This window comes from Psychrobacter sp. KCTC 72983 (assembly GCF_014280455.1).
Taxonomy (GTDB): domain Bacteria; phylum Pseudomonadota; class Gammaproteobacteria; order Pseudomonadales; family Moraxellaceae; genus Psychrobacter; species Psychrobacter pacificensis.
Genome location: NZ_CP060390.1, coordinates 415,911 through 432,215 on the forward strand (window position 1 = coordinate 415,911; position 16,305 = coordinate 432,215).

Annotated in this window: 15 protein-coding genes; 2 read left to right on the forward strand and 13 right to left on the reverse strand. The window is 40.0% G+C overall.

Annotated elements, in window-relative coordinates; genetic code table 11:
- Positions 1–46 precede the first annotated feature (46 nt).
- Positions 47–1,339, reverse strand: coding sequence for an ATP phosphoribosyltransferase regulatory subunit (locus PSBA01_RS01660; protein ID WP_186474869.1), 1,293 nt, complete (start codon positions 1,337–1,339; stop codon positions 47–49).
- A 487-nt stretch (positions 1,340–1,826) separates the two neighbouring features.
- Here PSBA01_RS01660 and PSBA01_RS01665 point away from each other — a divergent pair, with 487 nt between their 5' ends.
- On the forward strand, positions 1,827–2,216 hold the full coding sequence (locus PSBA01_RS01665; protein WP_058024362.1) for a DUF2237 family protein: 390 nt from the start codon (positions 1,827–1,829) through the stop codon (positions 2,214–2,216).
- Positions 2,217–2,370: 154 nt separating this feature from the next.
- The gene (corA, locus tag PSBA01_RS01670) at positions 2,371–3,525 is read left to right on the forward strand and encodes a magnesium/cobalt transporter CorA (protein ID WP_416383513.1); all 1,155 of its coding nucleotides are present in this window, start codon (positions 2,371–2,373) and stop codon (positions 3,523–3,525) included.
- Positions 3,526–3,589: 64 nt separating this feature from the next.
- On the opposite strand, the gene PSBA01_RS01675 is transcribed toward corA, so the two are convergent.
- From PSBA01_RS01675 to PSBA01_RS01730, 12 genes are all read right to left on the reverse strand, one after another.
- Positions 3,590–4,108 carry a phosphate-starvation-inducible protein PsiE gene (locus PSBA01_RS01675; RefSeq protein WP_071003358.1) on the reverse strand — a complete coding sequence of 173 codons (519 nt, stop codon included), beginning with the start codon at positions 4,106–4,108 and terminating at the stop codon, positions 3,590–3,592.
- Between the two features lie 95 nt (positions 4,109–4,203).
- On the reverse strand, positions 4,204–5,082 hold the full coding sequence (folD, locus tag PSBA01_RS01680) for a bifunctional methylenetetrahydrofolate dehydrogenase/methenyltetrahydrofolate cyclohydrolase FolD (RefSeq protein ID WP_186474871.1): 879 nt from the start codon (positions 5,080–5,082) through the stop codon (positions 4,204–4,206).
- A 230-nt stretch (positions 5,083–5,312) separates the two neighbouring features.
- Positions 5,313–6,791, reverse strand: a complete 1,479-nt coding sequence (locus tag PSBA01_RS01685) for a capsule assembly Wzi family protein (RefSeq protein WP_186474872.1) — start codon at positions 6,789–6,791, stop codon at positions 5,313–5,315.
- A gap of 61 nt (positions 6,792–6,852) precedes the next feature.
- Complete coding sequence (locus tag PSBA01_RS01690) at positions 6,853–8,061, reverse strand: DegT/DnrJ/EryC1/StrS family aminotransferase (protein ID WP_186474873.1); 1,209 nt, start codon at positions 8,059–8,061, stop codon at positions 6,853–6,855.
- A 13-nt stretch (positions 8,062–8,074) separates the two neighbouring features.
- Complete coding sequence (locus tag PSBA01_RS01695) at positions 8,075–8,716, reverse strand: HAD family hydrolase (protein WP_186474874.1); 642 nt, start codon at positions 8,714–8,716, stop codon at positions 8,075–8,077.
- Entirely contained in the window at positions 8,709–9,674 is a 966-nt protein-coding gene (locus PSBA01_RS01700) for an ATP-grasp domain-containing protein (RefSeq protein WP_186474875.1), read from the reverse strand. Before PSBA01_RS01700 ends, PSBA01_RS01695 begins: the two co-directional genes overlap by 8 nt.
- On the reverse strand, positions 9,671–10,276 hold the full coding sequence (locus PSBA01_RS01705) for a sugar transferase (protein ID WP_186474876.1): 606 nt from the start codon (positions 10,274–10,276) through the stop codon (positions 9,671–9,673). Before PSBA01_RS01705 ends, PSBA01_RS01700 begins: the two co-directional genes overlap by 4 nt.
- Positions 10,277–10,304: 28 nt before the next feature.
- A complete protein-coding gene (locus tag PSBA01_RS01710) occupies positions 10,305–11,444 on the reverse strand; it encodes a glycosyltransferase family 4 protein (RefSeq protein ID WP_186474877.1) in 1,140 nt (379 codons plus the stop codon).
- Positions 11,441–12,589, reverse strand: a complete 1,149-nt coding sequence (locus PSBA01_RS01715; protein ID WP_186474878.1) for a hypothetical protein — start codon at positions 12,587–12,589, stop codon at positions 11,441–11,443. The genes PSBA01_RS01710 and PSBA01_RS01715 overlap by 4 nt, the downstream gene beginning before the upstream one ends.
- Before the next feature lie 60 nt (positions 12,590–12,649).
- Positions 12,650–13,738 (reverse strand): glycosyltransferase, encoded by a 1,089-nt coding sequence (locus tag PSBA01_RS01720; protein WP_186474879.1) that lies wholly within the window; start codon positions 13,736–13,738, stop codon positions 12,650–12,652.
- Positions 13,735–14,793: a non-hydrolyzing UDP-N-acetylglucosamine 2-epimerase gene (wecB, locus tag PSBA01_RS01725; protein WP_186474880.1), complete on the reverse strand. Its 1,059-nt coding sequence runs from the start codon at positions 14,791–14,793 to the stop codon at positions 13,735–13,737. Before wecB ends, PSBA01_RS01720 begins: the two co-directional genes overlap by 4 nt.
- A 31-nt stretch (positions 14,794–14,824) precedes the next feature.
- Entirely contained in the window at positions 14,825–16,180 is a 1,356-nt protein-coding gene (locus PSBA01_RS01730; protein ID WP_186474881.1) for a polysaccharide deacetylase family protein, read from the reverse strand.
- Positions 16,181–16,305: the final 125 nt, after the last annotated feature.

Here is a 16,305-nt window from a genome sequence, read left to right on the forward strand (position 1 = left end):
TTTTAATAACTGGTGCTTGATGCGCGTGTGTTTCACAAATGACTCATTAAATCGTTTGTAGCTGCCACTGATTATCAGCAAAAATCAAGCGATGAGTGACATCATTTGGGCTGTCTTGTGCGTCAAGCGGCATGGTAACGCGATAGCCTTGCTGACGTAGACTCTCAACTTGTTGTAAGAGTGTCTGCATCTCATCTTCGTTGGCATTGTTTATAGCAGCAAAATCAACTAGTACTGTGGTTGGAGCATCAAGCTGCGTATGCGCCAGCAAGCGACTAACATCCATACTAAAGCCTGTGGCAGCGCGTAGTGTTTGCGTCTGACTTTGCATACCGTCGAAACGTCCGCCGCGTACTAGCGGCTGTGTCTCACTATTAATATAACCGTTGAACACGATACCTGTATGATAGTGGTAGCCTGATAACTCTGTCACATCGATACTGACTGGGCACTGCCAGTGATTTTCTAAATAAGATTTGAGGCGTTGTAACTCATCGACAGCGGCCGCGATTTGATCGTCTTGTTGAGCTGCGTCTGATAATTTAGATAATAAGTTTGCAATGTCATGACCAAAGCGTGCCAACACATAAAAATCATCGCCCATCGGTAAGTCTCGGCAGAGACGCTTCAGTTCTGGAAGGTTTTTATTGGCGTATAAGTACATCAATTGCTCAGTGGCGCTGTCTGGCAACTCAGCCAATTCGGCTAAACGCTTAAATATCGCCACGTGACCCAAATCAATATGGAGCGCTGCACTTATATTGAGTTTATTTACCATGGTAAACAACACATCGATCAACTCAATATCTGCTGCCAGTGATGCACAGCCAAATATCTCAGCACCTAGCTGCAATGGTGTGCGTGAGCCAAACAATCCTGATGGCAAGGTATGAATCACATCACCGACATAGCAATAACGAGCGATACCCGTACCGCCATGATGCGCATCAATACGCAAGATCTGCGGAGTAATATCAGCACGCACGCCCATTAGACGGCCCGTCAACTGATCGATAATCTTAAAGGTTTGACGTTTCAGATCTTCTGATGCATCACTCAGCAAAGATTCAGTAAACTCAATCATCGGCGGACAAACCAGCTGATAACCATGAGTGATAAGCTGCTCAATCAGTTGATGTCTAAGCACTTCTTGCTTATGGGCATCTTCAAACAGGACATCGACCACCCCATCAGGCAACAGCCAGCTATTGGCAACATCGCTGCCAAAGTTACTCAAGTACGGCATGCTATTAGATGCAGTACTGCTTTTGGCAGACTGAGTCGTTTCATTTGGAGGGTTTTGCTGGGCAGATTTTGCAGAATCAGAACTAACAGACACAATAAATCCTTGTTTGGCGTATCGCTTACCAAAAACGCGGTACTGATGCGGTACTCAAAGGTTGTTTTACCAAGTATTGACGCCGAGTGTTTTTATTTTTAACGCGCAACATCATTGACCCAATTATTTATAAACAAACCAGGCAACTTTAAGAGGGTGAGTAATAAGTATAATTTGGAATGATAAGACGAGTATCTTTATGCGCTAAAAAATTGCGACCAATAATCAAGGCACTTTATGCTTTAGTTTAGCATAGCACTCAAGGTTCGCCTAGTGACAATTAGCCACAATCCGCATCTAATTACTGTCTAAGTGCTTCTCATTAGTACGGTAGAGGTAGCCGTTGACACTCATATATTCAGTTCGGCATTGACAGGCTACAATAGCGTTTATTTTTTGTTATACATCCACTGATGAGCATGATTACGGCAGCGTCATCAATACAGACTCATGGTACACTAACACATATTTTTATCTCGGAAGCCTTATGTCATCTGATTACCATCCAAACCCTGCCATCAACCAAACCAATGTCTTAGGCACAGCGCTTGCCAGCTGTTGCTTCGACCCTATCACTGGCTATTATCGCAATGGCTTTTGTCATACGGGAAACCATGATGTTGGTCAACATACCGTCTGTGCCAAGATGACCAGCGAGTTTTTAAACTTCTCAGCCAGTCGTGGCAATGACCTTATCACCCCGCTACCTGAATATAACTTTGCCGGTCTCAAGCCTGGTGATTACTGGTGTATCTGCGCCCTGCGTTGGGTCGAAGCACTAGATTTTGACATTGCTCCGCAGATAAAACTAGAAGCTTGCCACGAGAGCCTACTGGCATTGGTAGATATCGACACGCTAAAAAGCTATGCATTGTAAAAGGTTGTTCATAGATAGTGCGATCAAATGATAATGGCTTTGCTTAAGACAAGTTTTGATTCTTGCAGCTGTTTATTATATGACAGGAGGGTGTGTGGAAAACGACAATAACCAATTAATCAAAAAAACGGCTCACATTGCACCTGACTCTAATATGAGCCACATTTATGCCAATATGAATGACAGGCATCTCTACCTAGATGACGATGACAGCTATATCTACGGCGATGCTGAAGCCACGACTCAGGATACCATCGAGACCATGACGGTCTATGATCCTGACTCTGAGCGCTATGAAGATATTGATTCATCAAGTAAGGATGAAGTGGTTAATTGCTATGCGTATTCGCGAAAAACAGGCGAAAATCTAGATAAAGTGGCACTTACCGATGTGAGCCGTGCGCTGAGTAATAACGGTCAGTTTATTTGGCTCGGTCTTTACGACCCAAGCCTAGAAACCATGGTAAAAGTCAAAGACGCTTTTGATCTGCATGAGTTGGCGGTTGAAGATGCGTTTGCCGATCACCAGCGTGCCAAGGTAGAGAACTACGACAACGATATGGTCTTTGTCGTGATACGTACCGCCAAGCTCGAAGACAATGTCATTCGTTATGGTACGACTGCGATATTTATGGGCAAAAACTACCTGATTACGATTCGTAATGGTCCGTCAAACTCCTATGCGCCTGTACGCGAGCACTGTCATCGTCGCCCAGAAAAGCTACGCATGGGGCCCATATTTGTACTCCATGCCATACTCGATTTTATCGTTGATAACTATATGCCGATCACCGATCGATTGGGACGATATTTGCGTGAGCAAGAGCGTTATGTCTTCACCTATGAATTTGATAAAGGCACATTAAAAAATCTGTATCAGCTCAAATCACAGCTGGTACATATGCGTGCCATTATCTTACCTGTGCAAGACATCTGTAGCTTTTTTATCAATCATAAAAAGAGCGAAATAGTCTCAGGGTTTTCTCAAGCAGCCAAGCCATATTTTCGCGATGTGAATGATCACCTTTTGCACTCATTGGATGCCATTAATGGTCTTAATGAGATGCTAAGTGTGGTCATGAATACCTATATGGCCATGGTCAATATGGGACAGAACGAAGTCGTACGTAAGCTTGCGGCATGGGCGGGTATCCTTGCCGTACCAACCGCCATCGCTGGTATTTACGGTATGAACTTTGACTTTATGCCCGAGCTCCATTGGAAGTATGCGTACTTCGTTATTATGATAATCATCATCGCTCTTTGTAGCTTCTTGTATTACAACTTTAAGCGACTCAAATGGCTGTGATAACTCATTCATACATAAAAAAGGGCTACCACTGGTAGCCCTTTTTTATGCTGATCGTCAATCATTATTCGCGGCGATGCTTGGTATGGCTGTCTGGTGCTTGCGCATTATCAGGCAGCATAGCCTTGACCGTTAAATTTGCATACTGTTTATCAAGATTGTCTTCTGGGCGACCAAATGTTTTTGCCGTCCAAGTGAGTATGACAATAGCCCCACTCAATAGCATGATTGCCACAGAAATGGTGGCCAGCAACCATAGATGAAAATAATCTGACACTGCCTGCACATCAACCACTAGATGTCGTGATAAAGCCGTTATCGCAATAAATATCAAAAACTGTACGGGCAGACGATGGGTTTTAAAGTAAATCCCTATCATAGCCAGCAGCTCAAGATAAATGAATAGCATCAAAATATCTTTTAAATCCGCTGAGCCTTTTTGGACAATATAGATAAACTCTTTACCTGCCGTCCAGACCACCACCACGCTGATTAAAAATAAGATAACGTAATGACAGACATCGACAAACTCTCTACCAATACCTTGTAGTCGCTCATGAATACCTACGTCTTTTTTAGCCATTTTTAGATCCTATCAACGAAGAGGTGGTTGATTTGCCTGACTCTATCAATCAGGCCCCTTTATCTATCGGCAATCAGCACTCACATGGCTATTTTCTAGCTAATACCCAAACCTGCTGATTTTTCAGCCGCATCGACTGTCTGGCGAATAAGCGTGTTGATGGTCATTGGGCCAACACCGCCTGGCACTGGTGTATACGCGCTAGCAATGTTTTCCATACCTTGCATTTCGATATCGCCAACACCGCCGTTATCCGTTGGATGAAAACCTGCATCAACGACTACCGCGCCTTTTTTGATCCAAGCGGCTTTGATCAGCTCAGGCACACCCACAGCACCAACAACAATATCGGCACGCTTGACATGAGACTCTAAGTCTTGAGTTCTTGAATGACAGATAGTCACCGTACAGTTCGCATTCAATAGCATCATCGCCATTGGTTTACCCAAAATAGCACTACGCCCTACGACCACAGCCTCCAAACCCGCAAGCTCGATATTATGATGCGCGAGTAGATGCATGATGCCTTGCGGTGTGCATGAGCCGTAAGCGGATTGCTGCATCGCCATACGTCCAAAACCAAGACAAGTCACGCCATCGACGTCTTTTGCCAAGTCGATTTGCTCAAAGCAAGCGCGCTCATCGATATGTCCAGGAACTGGATGCTGTAGCAAAATGCCGTGTACGTCTGGATTGCTGTTTAGCTCATCTATCTTTGCCATGAGCTGCTCAGTGGTCGTGGCACTCGGCATCTCAACACGTATAGAGTCCATGCCAACACGCTTGCAAGCGTTGCCTTTCATACGGACATAAGTGGCAGAGGCTGGATCGTCACCAACCAATATCGTCGCTAAGCTTGGGGTGCGCCCCGTTTTATCTTTGATCGCATCCACGCGCGTGCGTAGATCCTGTTCTATTTGTTTGGCAAGTGCTTTGCCGTCCAAAACGGTGGCGGACTCGTGGGCAATAGACATAGTAACTCCAATAGAGGATACGATATAAAAAAATAAAGACAGCGCGTGCAAGTACTTTGCATGCCTGTCCTTTGGTTCGTCAACCTTTGACTGATAATAATATTGTACCTGTGTACGCTGCAAAATCCTAGCGTGTATTGGGATACAATAAAAAAATGGCCTACTATCATTTAGTAGACCATTTGACTTCTCATGTATTCACGTTATTTATTAGCCGCTATAGGCTTGGGCTAATAAGTCTGAAACTCTAGCCCAACGCCTGCTCCAATATCACTCGACTGAGTATCAGAGTCTACGCCCCATAAGCGAGATGTCACTAAAGTTTTTGGATTCAACTGATGCGCCCATGATATGTCAATAGCGGTCAGTTTATCTTTCATTGGAAATGCTTGGTTATCAGACTTCCCAGTGCGACGATCCAACTCTCCTGACTGATTAACCTTAGCATATTGCAGTTTTGTATTGACAAAGTTTCGACTATCTAGCCATAGCTTGCCACCTACTGATATGCTCTCTGCATCGCCGCCCAAAGAATGCCCGAGTGGATAGCCTTGCTGGTAGTACCCATCCGTATATGTACTATGATCATAGGATACGCCTCGGACTTTACCACTAGTACGTGTGTCTGCATATTCTGTATACAATTGATATGGCATACCATAAGCTTCAGAAGCGTAGTCTGCACCCGCCAAATACATGTTTTTAGCAGGCAAGCCGCCCGCTTCATCTTCACCAATATATTGACCGTAGATACTCGCAGGAATATTGATCAGTGGGGCAAGCTGCACCTTAGCATCAAAACCACCTAATTGGTTAGCAGGGTCTTCACCAATCGTCGCACCATTGTCACCATTATCTTTAGTGCCTAAAATAGCATCACCAAAGGAGCTAAAACTCTCTGGACGACCTTCCCCGCCCCACATAAAGGTTCGAGACGCACCAACTTCTAGCCATGGTAAAGGACTGGCCGTCAGACGAGCACCAAATAGCTTGGCATCTGGTACGGCATCATAATCTTCAAGTTGACCTGCAAATAATTGATACTGCCATGGACCAACCCATGAAAGATAAGGCGAGGTTGGTGCATTTTGCTCATCACGTTGCATGGTGATACCTGCAACAGGACGACTGGCATCGCCACGAATCAAACTGCCGTCAGTACCAGGGCCCCACCATGTCGGGATCTGACCGGCAATCAACCATTGATTGGCAGCAGAGCCAGCAATATATGAGCCTTCAAAACTCAAGTCATTACTGTCTTCGAGCAAACTGTCGTTTTTTAGATTGGCTTGAAGTTTCATCTCCCAATTTTCTTCACTCAAACTGAGCGCTGCTGAAACCTCTTGCCCTGCTAAATGGTCATCAGCAAAAGTTTGCGGCAACTGCTGACGATCGGTCTGTACATAAGCGTCTACTTCAGCCTTCACCAAGGAGTTGGGGTTTTTAGCAAGTGTTGCACGGACTGACTGTAGTACTTTTTGCTGTGCGTCAGTACTCACCTGAGCCGTGGTGATTGCTTTTGTAATTTCATTAGCAGTTAAAGGCCATGTACTGGTACTAATGTGAGTGACGCCTTGCGCATTTAACCATTCTAGCTCTGACTTGAGCTTCATATCATTCATATACAAATTCTGTGCTGAGGCCAGCATGGATACCATACCCAGCCCTACTAACACACTCAGCTGCTTGTACTTTCTTTGTTTAGACATAATTATCTACTCTTTATAAAGTGTACTTATCCAGAATAGATAAGTTTTAATGAATCATTATTTATTTAGCATTCGCATCGATACGGGCAAGAACTTTGTCTAAAGCCTGAACCGTTTGCGTAATTTCTGCCTCTGTCAAGGTTGGATGCACCAAAAACATCAAGCTGGTTTCACCCAATTGTTTGGCTATTGGCAGCCTGATTTCTGGACGCAGACCTGTATCATCAAAGGCTTTTTCTAAATACACTTCCGACGCCGAGCCTGAAAAGCACGGCACGCCTTGCTCATTAATCGCTGCAATAATAGCATCTCGTGTCCAGCCTTCGGGTAGATTATCAGGCTTTACATAAACATAAAGCTTATAGTAAGCGTGTTTGGCATCAGCAAAGTCGGCGCTGTTTTCTAGACGCGGCACAGACAAATAGCCTTTTTCTGCCCAGCGTGTACACGCATCCAAAATTGCCTGCGCGTTTTGCGTGCGCTTTTTTGTCCAATCGCTCATGCGCGCCAGCTGAATACGCCCGATTGCCGATTGCATCTCAGTCATACGCCAATTGGTACCGAAGCTCTCATGCAGCCAGCGGTAGCCAGGTGGGTGCTCGGTTTCATAGACAGCGGCGTAGCTCTTGCCATGGTCTTTGTACGCCCACATTTTGCGCCACAAGTTTTCATCATTGGTGGTGACCATACCGCCTTCACCGCCTGTGGTCATGATTTTGTCTTGGCAAAAACTCCATGCGCCTACGTGACCGATGCTGCCGACACTGCGTCCTTTATAGGTTGCGCCATGTGCCTGCGCGCAGTCTTCGATGACGTATAAATCATGCGCATCCGCCAATGTCATGATACCATCCATGTCGCACGGCCAGCCAGCCAAATGTACGCAAATGATAGCTTTGGTCTTATCGGTCAATACGGCTTTGATGGTCTCAGGCGAGATATTGCCCGTGTCCGTTTCTACATCAGCGAAAACAGGGGTCGCCCCTGCATTGACCACACAAGAGATACTGGCGATAAAAGTGCGCGGTGTGACAATCACTTCATCACCTGCGCCGATATCCAGCGCTTTTAATGCTACATCCAATGCTAAGGTGCCATTAGCAACGGCTACTGCATACTGGCTGTCTGCCCATGCCGCAAATTCTTTTTCAAACTCGCGCCCTTCTTGACCTGTCCAGTAGTTTACTTTGTTGGACAACAAAACAGCACTGACTTTATCAGCTTCTTCTTGCGTAAAGCTCGGCCACGGTGAAAACTTTGTATTTAGCATAATAAATTCGTCTTTATGGGATATTTAAAAAGTATTGTATTTCCAACCATGATTCAAAACAATAATCAGGCTGATATGCATAAGGGAGGTCGAAATTCTGCTTATGTATGTTATTACCTTGATCTTTTAAGCATATTGTTGTCCATCCCATCTCTTTTGGAGTGATAAAATCTTTTTTTAAGTTGTCACCAATATATATATACTTGTTACCTATAGTTTCTGAAACAACTTTTTCAAAATTTGCTCTGCAAGGTTTTTCGGTTTTTAGCTCTTCTGATATCACTATAGTTGTCAATATATGGGTTAAGCCTAAAGCCCTGAGTTTATTTCTCTGAGTTTTAGAGCGACCATCAGTGACAATAGCTATTTCACCGTTCTCTGAGAAATAGTTTAAGACTTTGTCCACATTAGGATACAATTGAATATTAGGGATATGATATCTATACAAATCTAGCAAGTATTGCAGCTCAACATTATATTCGGTGACAAGAAAACTGAATACATCTTCGGAATTAATGTACTTACTCAACATTAATTCATATAATTGACTATTATTATCTGACAACTCACTGGCTATTCTGTGATATGCAGATTTCAGATAATTTAATTCAGAATAGAGAGTATCATCTAAGTCTAAAACTAGAACTTTATTCATTATAATCTTCTACCAGAACTTCTGCATCATAACGTAACATTAGTAAGTTATCTTGCCAGCCATTGAATTTCTCAATGCGCTTATTTAACATATATTCTTCTATTAACCATCTTGTATAATTAGCTCCTGACAAATAAGTCAATGGATAACCACCACCAAACCTAGGATTAATTTCAATTCCCTTAATCCTATTTAGTTTCTTATGTAAAAATACTTGAATAGTTAAGCAACCTTTAGCTCCTTCTAACTTAGAAAGATGTTTTTGAAATTCACTTACAATAAAATTATTCTTAGTTACACCTTTACTAACTTCACCTGCTCTAACAGCAATTCGTTGGCGTGGCACGACACATTTTAAATCAGAATGTTTGTCATAATAACAATCTACTGTAAACTCATCATAATCTTCGTTAGAAATATATTCCATAAACATGAGCTTTGTATTCTTTATATGCTCATCTTTTATATCTTTGCTTGTAGAAGCAAGAAATATACCTTCACTTCTACTTCCATCACATGGTTTAATGAATACTGGAAAAACTAAATTATCGACATTAAATTGTTCTGGAATCTCTATATTGTGTTCGACAAATAATTTATTTACTTTTCTTTTATCGCGGCACATTTCTACAAGTGAGTAGTCACTCACTATTATTTCAATATTATATTTTTTAAAATGTTCAATATTTAAGCTAAGAGTCTTTAGCTCTGTATCAATAGTAGGAATAATCAACTTTACATCGTTATCTAAACAAATTTTTAGTAAGTAATGTATATACTCATCATTCGTAACTTTAGGAACCTTAAAAGAACGATCAGAGATATGACATGCAGGAGATAACTGTGGATTTAAATCAGCAGTAAAAACTTTACTATCTTCAAAAAAGAAAGTTAATTCTTTTTTGAATGATTTAACTAATGATACTCTTTGACCTGCGGAGGTGATTAATATATTCATGAATATTCCTTTTTGTTTCCACTGAACTTGCTCATGGTTGCCTCACCTTCCTCACTAATACCATCTTTGATAACTACTTTTTTTACTGTCTTAAGTAGTATTTTAATATCCAACCATAATGATTGGTTATCTACATACCAAGTATCGAGCTCAAACTTTTTATCCCAACCAATAGCATTACGTCCATTCACTTGCGCATAACCCGTAATACCAGGGCGTACATTATGACGACGCGCTTGCTCATCGCTATATAGCGGCAAGTACTCCATCAACAACGGACGCGGCCCCACTAAACTCATATCGCCTTTTAACACATTCCACAGTTCGGGCAATTCATCCAAACTACTATTCCGTAGTGCTTTACCAAAGTCAGTTAAGCGCTCACTATCAGGAAGCACATTGCTATCAGCATCAACAGCATCTTTCATCGAGCGAAACTTGAGCATCTCAAACGGCTTACCGTCTAGACCAGGGCGCGTCTGACGGAATAGTACAGGTGAACCTAAGTTTTTTTTGACTTTATAAGCGGTGATGACATATACCGGAGATAAAGCGACCAAAGCGGTGGTCGCAGCAGTGATATCGAAAAGGCGTTTTATCATTTTTCTTCCTGTGACTCTAATATATAAATTATAAACCCATCGCTTCTAGCATGGATTGATTGACCGCATCCACATCAAACTTTTCTTCTACCAATTGGCGTGATGCCTTACCCATTTCAATAATAAGCGCTGGATTAACGATAAAACGTTCCATCGCAGCGGCTAATTCTTCTACCGCTTTAACAGGAACGAGATAACCGTTATAACCATCAATCACTGTTTCACGACAACCTGGTGCGTCCGTCGTAATGATTGGTCGACCCATTGCCATCGCTTCTAGTACAGTGCGCGGTGTGCCCTCTCGATAAGAAGGTAATACATAAATGGAACTCGCTGCAATGGCTGGCTTCACATCATCAAGCTTACCCCAAAAGTTAAATAATCCTGCACTAATCCAACTATCTAACTCTTGTTGATTGATGGTATCAGGGTTATCATCGATCCAGCCTACCAAGTCAAATTGAGCTTGCGGATATTTATCTTTAATAATTTTAGCAGCTTGAGCATATTCGCGTACTCCTTTATCACCCAGCAATCGAGCTATCAATAAAAACCTAGGAATCAATATATCATCTATAGTGGCAAAAGGCTGGACACTATATTCTGATATATCAACGCCTGAACCATTAACAACGGTAGTTGAGGCATTGGGCGTTAAGATACTCATAGATTTAAATAATGCTTCGTCATCAGGATTTTGAAAAAACATTTTATGAGTCGATGCTAATGCTATTGAATACAGTTTATGCATTATTTTTTGTAGATTAGACTTTTTATAGTCCTGTTCATCTGCTCCTTGAAACGCGTAACCAAGACCTGTAATCAGAGCAAAACGATGCGGCACACGAGCGAGTTTGGCTGCTAGCGATCCATAGATGACAGGCTTAATGGTATAGCCCATTACATGGCTAGGCTTAATTTCCTTCATCAATAAGTATAAAGCAGACACAGTTTTAGCGTCGTTTAATGGGTTGGTCCCTGTACGCTGCATAGGTATATCATGGACTATATAACCTAACTCTATTAAGTTATTACGCTCTTCTGAATAAACATCAAACTCAGGGGCAGTAATGTGAATCTCAAAGCCTTTATCCTGTAGTGCTTTAACTAAAGCACCGCGGAACTTTAAGATTGAAGCAGGATAGCTTGCTATGAGGAGAAACTTCATTGATAAATCCTAGACTTATTTAATTTGTAATTATGGAAGCTATATATTAATAGATAAAGTAATACTGGCATAAACATCCATTTTTGCCGTGTTGCTATGCCTAAGTTTGCTGTCGTAATAGCAAGTATCGTACAAGTTAAAAAAACGTAGATAAGTAACCATAAGTTTTTATTCTCTATGAATGGTCGGAAGTTGAATCTTGACTTAATTAGAATATAAACAAATAATAATAATAAGATTGTATTCTCTAAACTACTAATCAGTGCTACCGCACTATGAGCTTCAAAAGGTAGAGGTCTAAAAATATATGTGAACATTTGCATCGGATAGCTCATTGAAGCAATATCTAAAGAAGACCCACCACGTTGATTATAACCCTGACGCTGATCAACATAGTCACTAACACTACTTAAAGAAGTATCCTCCAAGCCTACATATTGCTGCACGAAGCTTAAAGCTATAATGACTCCTGCAGCTATGATCGGCAAAGTAAAAAGCTTAAGCACCAAGTGTATCTTTGCTTTAATAAAATAATATAGTAAATATGAAACCAACATCATTAAAGCTATATGGGGCCTTACCATAAACATAGAAAAAACAGCAATAAGCGTTAGCAAAGTAGGTCTCTTACCGGTAGTTACAGCATATAGAAAAAGACCGGTTGCAAAGAATGATATTGAGTCTTTACCTAAGCCAGCACTCCAAAAGCTCATAGAAGGAATTAATAAAATAAAGAACCAGTACTTGTTCAGAACAAGAAAGAACTTTTTTAGCGTAAGATATATTAAAACTAAACCCAGACACCCAAATATATTAAAGATTAAGTTGGTATTTAAATAATTTGAATCGAATATTCGAGTAACAATTAGCACTAGAGATTCAGTAAATCTGGTTCCAGGGTAAAAATTAAGGTCTAAATCAAATGTTTTTCTATAATATGTAATCGAATCACCCGGATTAGATAAAGAGTAATACCAGTAGAAACATGAATAAAATGTATGCCAGCCATAAATAAGTGAGATATACTTTATATCGCTTGATTTTTTTGCACCCACTAGTATGCAGACTATTAATCCTAATATTAAAATAAATAATGTCAGTATAGCTTGGTAGAAGTCATAGTATACTAAATTCAACTTTTCCATATAATTACTCTGATTAGCACCTATCTATAGACTTTCAAGAATTTTTCTAAAAACATTCCGTTAAAATAAAGCATTGTTGATATCTATGATTAGACTCTGCAAAATACTAGTTTTGTCTATAAATCTGGCTGTATCATTTCTAACTTGTTGTCTACTATATTTTTTCATCTCTAGGCCATAATTAACTAAATTTTCGATATCTAATACCTTATCATTCAAATAAAAAATGCTGTTATCTTGCAAGCTTGTGTCTATATGTGTTGAATATACTGGTATACCTAAAGCCAACATTTCTCTAACTTTTAGCGTAGCACCTTCATTCAAATTCTGTCTAAACATCGCTAGAGAACCTAGTGCTATATCACATTTCGAAACGATATCAAGATACTCTGTCTTAGCCAAGAACCCATGGTTTATAAAACACTCCTTATCCTTAATACTATTAATATAACTATTATTTAATTTCCCTATTAAATGTATCTTAAAGTTTAAATCTTTTTTTGTATACTCTTTGACAGATTTAATAAGTAAGTCTAGGCCATGCCATTCAGAAAACGTTCCACAGATAAAGGCTATATTTAAATCTTCTTTTTCTCTACAGTCCTGCGCTAGCGGAATAGAGGGTAGATCAATACCATTTGGATAACTAAAAACTATCTTATTGAGTCTCCTTCTTATATTTTGATACCTCCCTATTTCTTCTGTTACTCCAATAACAGCAACTGAATTCTTAATTAAAACCTTTCCTGCTATAACTTCTAACATAGAAGCTAACCTACCTTTCCAACCCTTGCGTACTAATTTTAGCTCTTCAATTTCTTTAGCATGATGAACACTTATACGATTTTTAATTAAGGGAGAAAATACTATAGAAAATGGATCAAAAGTCATATGTCGAAGCAAGACTAAATCATAATCATTCTGATAAGACAGTATTTTAAGCCATATGTATAAATTCCTTAAAAGTATCGGTCTAAAAAATAATGGGATTCGCTTTTCAAATGAAAGCTTCGGCTGATCTGTATGATAAGCTAATGTAGTCCAATTAGCAGTTTGAAGCATCAAAGCAGCTTTATGCTCAGAATGCAACTGCTGTCTTTGGCCCGAAGTCAACTCTCTGACACTAGTAATATGAACTATACGCTTCATATGTTAACCTCAAGAAAATTAGCAATTTGACCTGCAGTATTCCCTTGACCATATATATTATTATCTATACAGGTAAACTGAACATTATTAATAGCGCTTTTAATCTTTCGGATATCATTTCCCACTAGAATATTTACACCTGATTGAACCAACTCAACCCACTCAGTCTCATCTCTTAAAGTTATGCATTGTTTACCATGAAAGTAGGCCTCTTTTTGTACGCCGCCCGAATCTGTAATAATAAATTCACTATTAATCTCTAACCAAACCATTTCAAGATATCCAACTGGCTCAACGATAAATACATTAGTAGGAATGCTTATTCCTACTTTTTTTATTTTATCTAATGTTCTAGGGTGAAGTGGTAAAACTATTGGGCTTTTAGAAGTTGATAAGCCTTCGAAAATATTTTTCAGTTTATGTGGAACGTCAGTATTTTCTGCACGATGAATCGTACAAAGAATAAACTTATCTATGTTTAATTCATCAAACCAGATAGGTTTCACTTTTTTCTTTTTATAATATAAAGATACATCGTACATTATATCGCCGACAACAAATATCTTGTTTTTATCAACCCCCTCATTCAATAGGTTTTTTCGTGCCTCTTCACTCGGTACAAATAAATAAGAACTAATCTGATCGGTAAGTATACGGTTTATTTCTTCGGGCATTCTACGATTAAAAGATCTCAGTCCGGCTTCAATATGAACAACAGGAATATGTAATTTTACAGCCGCTAAAGCTCCTGCAAGAGTAGAATTCGTATCACCATAAACCAACACGATATCAGGTTTTTCAATAATTAATATCTCTTCTGTTTTTTCTAACTGTTGTCCAGTCATAGCACCATGAGATTTTCCACCCGTATTTAGTTGGTATTTTGGCTTAGGGATATCCATTTCTTGAAAAAATATATCCGACATATTCTGGTCATAGTGTTGACCCGTATGAACGATAACCTCTTCAATATTTGGATATATTTTAAGTGCTCTAGAAAAAGCTGCTGCTTTGATAAACTGAGGTCTAGCCCCTAAAATAGTTACAATTTTCATTTATTGCCTCAATATAGTTTCTTTACCTAGTTTAATTAGACAGTATTTGTTCATATAGATAATAGCTTTCTTTACCTACGAAGAAGGAGTTATGCCATAAAAAAGTGAAACAACCATGTACTTTTCGACATTTATTTTTTAGCTCGAGTATTTTTTCTTCGGCTTCTTGAGTATATCCTAGTCCTAAGTAACGGTCCGAAACAACCGTACAATCCATTACGATTAAAGGTCTTACCCGTATATCTAATATTTTTTGAGTTTCCGGATTAAATGCTGGATACTCAAAGCATGTGCCGCAACGAAATCCAGGTAAATCTGCATAACTCAATGTACTATCATAGGTCATACCTGCATCGTTCCAAGCTTGTAATGTAGTGGGATGTTCCCATCTCAGATAATGCATACGGCCACCTAACTCTCCTTGTGTTATACCCTCATCTTGCATAATATTACGGAGACGATTTGCCTCAGCTTTAATGATTTCAGGATACTGAAAACTATTATAGCTAGGATGTAGTCCTATTTCATGACCACGATTATGTATCCTACGTATAAGCTCACGAATAGCTGGATGTTCTGGCTCATAATCTGCATCTCTATAAGCATCGGTACGACCACAGATAAAGTAGAAAGCACTAGTCATGTTATGCTTTTCCGACTGATTCATAAGCCAATCAAATGTATTAGCAGGGTCAGCATGGTGAATTTTCTTACTACTATTTAAATGTATCAAAGGTGCTAGTAATAAGCTTTTAAAATTTCTACGTTTTAAAATATCTCCCGCAACTCCTCTAAGCATTCCTTTAAACGAACTGAAGCCATACCTGCTGGCACCATCAACATCATGAGATACCTTCATATTAAACTGGTGTCGCTTAAGCTCTAACGCTGGCCATGTGCATTGTATAACTTGTCCCAATATATGCAGCCATTCATCGACCACAGGGCGTTCTAAATAACCATGTTTATAAGCATGGGAAGCTGTTGCGGGAAAGCGGTTATGGTTGTCCAAATCAGTTCGACCAATTTCCTCAATACGATTAAGCATCCAATAGGTAAGGCCAAGAATGTCGTAATTAATCACAAAACAATCTTCTTTTTTCTCGATCACTGGCTCAGATAGGTCATTAACGCCTGGTGCAGGCAATGGCACTTCCAATACGCTAATCCAGCCTGCTCTATCTGCATCCCAATGACTGCAAGGAAAATCGGAACGAGACAGATGAAACGCCTCTTCAACCTTGGGAAATAAAATATAGCCCTGTGACGTGTTGGCTAGGGATAGTTTCAGTCCTGACTGGCCTTGCCTAAGCGTAAAGACATAACCAAAACGTTCTTCAAGAACTAGGGTAATCCATTCAAGAGCGGAAGTAGTAAATTCTGGCATAATCTTTCTCATATGTAGTAAATATTTTGGTGGTGTCCTAAAAAATATGCTAGCGATAAAAACCAATAAGAAACTATTAGATATCCTCTGACCTTACAGAGCTTTCAATGCTTCAAGAATTGTTT

Bases quoted from the DNA above. Each gene is read 5' to 3' on its own strand.
- PSBA01_RS01665 (WP_058024362.1), top strand. From the start codon at position 1,827: ATGTCATCTGATTACCATCCAAACCCTGCCATCAACCAAACCAATGTC.
- corA (WP_416383513.1), top strand. From the start codon at position 2,371: ATGAGCCACATTTATGCCAATATGAATGACAGGCATCTCTACCTAGAT.
- PSBA01_RS01675 (WP_071003358.1), bottom strand. From the start codon at position 4,108: ATGGCTAAAAAAGACGTAGGTATTCATGAGCGACTACAAGGTATTGGT.
- folD (WP_186474871.1), bottom strand. From the start codon at position 5,082: ATGTCTATTGCCCACGAGTCCGCCACCGTTTTGGACGGCAAAGCACTT.
- PSBA01_RS01685 (WP_186474872.1), bottom strand. From the start codon at position 6,791: ATGTCTAAACAAAGAAAGTACAAGCAGCTGAGTGTGTTAGTAGGGCTG.
- PSBA01_RS01690 (WP_186474873.1), bottom strand. From the start codon at position 8,061: ATGCTAAATACAAAGTTTTCACCGTGGCCGAGCTTTACGCAAGAAGAA.
- PSBA01_RS01695 (WP_186474874.1), bottom strand. From the start codon at position 8,716: ATGAATAAAGTTCTAGTTTTAGACTTAGATGATACTCTCTATTCTGAA.
- PSBA01_RS01700 (WP_186474875.1), bottom strand. From the start codon at position 9,674: ATGAATATATTAATCACCTCCGCAGGTCAAAGAGTATCATTAGTTAAA.
- PSBA01_RS01705 (WP_186474876.1), bottom strand. From the start codon at position 10,276: ATGATAAAACGCCTTTTCGATATCACTGCTGCGACCACCGCTTTGGTC.
- PSBA01_RS01710 (WP_186474877.1), bottom strand. From the start codon at position 11,444: ATGAAGTTTCTCCTCATAGCAAGCTATCCTGCTTCAATCTTAAAGTTC.
- PSBA01_RS01715 (WP_186474878.1), bottom strand. From the start codon at position 12,589: ATGGAAAAGTTGAATTTAGTATACTATGACTTCTACCAAGCTATACTG.
- PSBA01_RS01720 (WP_186474879.1), bottom strand. From the start codon at position 13,738: ATGAAGCGTATAGTTCATATTACTAGTGTCAGAGAGTTGACTTCGGGC.
- wecB (WP_186474880.1), bottom strand. From the start codon at position 14,793: ATGAAAATTGTAACTATTTTAGGGGCTAGACCTCAGTTTATCAAAGCA.
- PSBA01_RS01730 (WP_186474881.1), bottom strand. From the start codon at position 16,180: ATGCCAGAATTTACTACTTCCGCTCTTGAATGGATTACCCTAGTTCTT.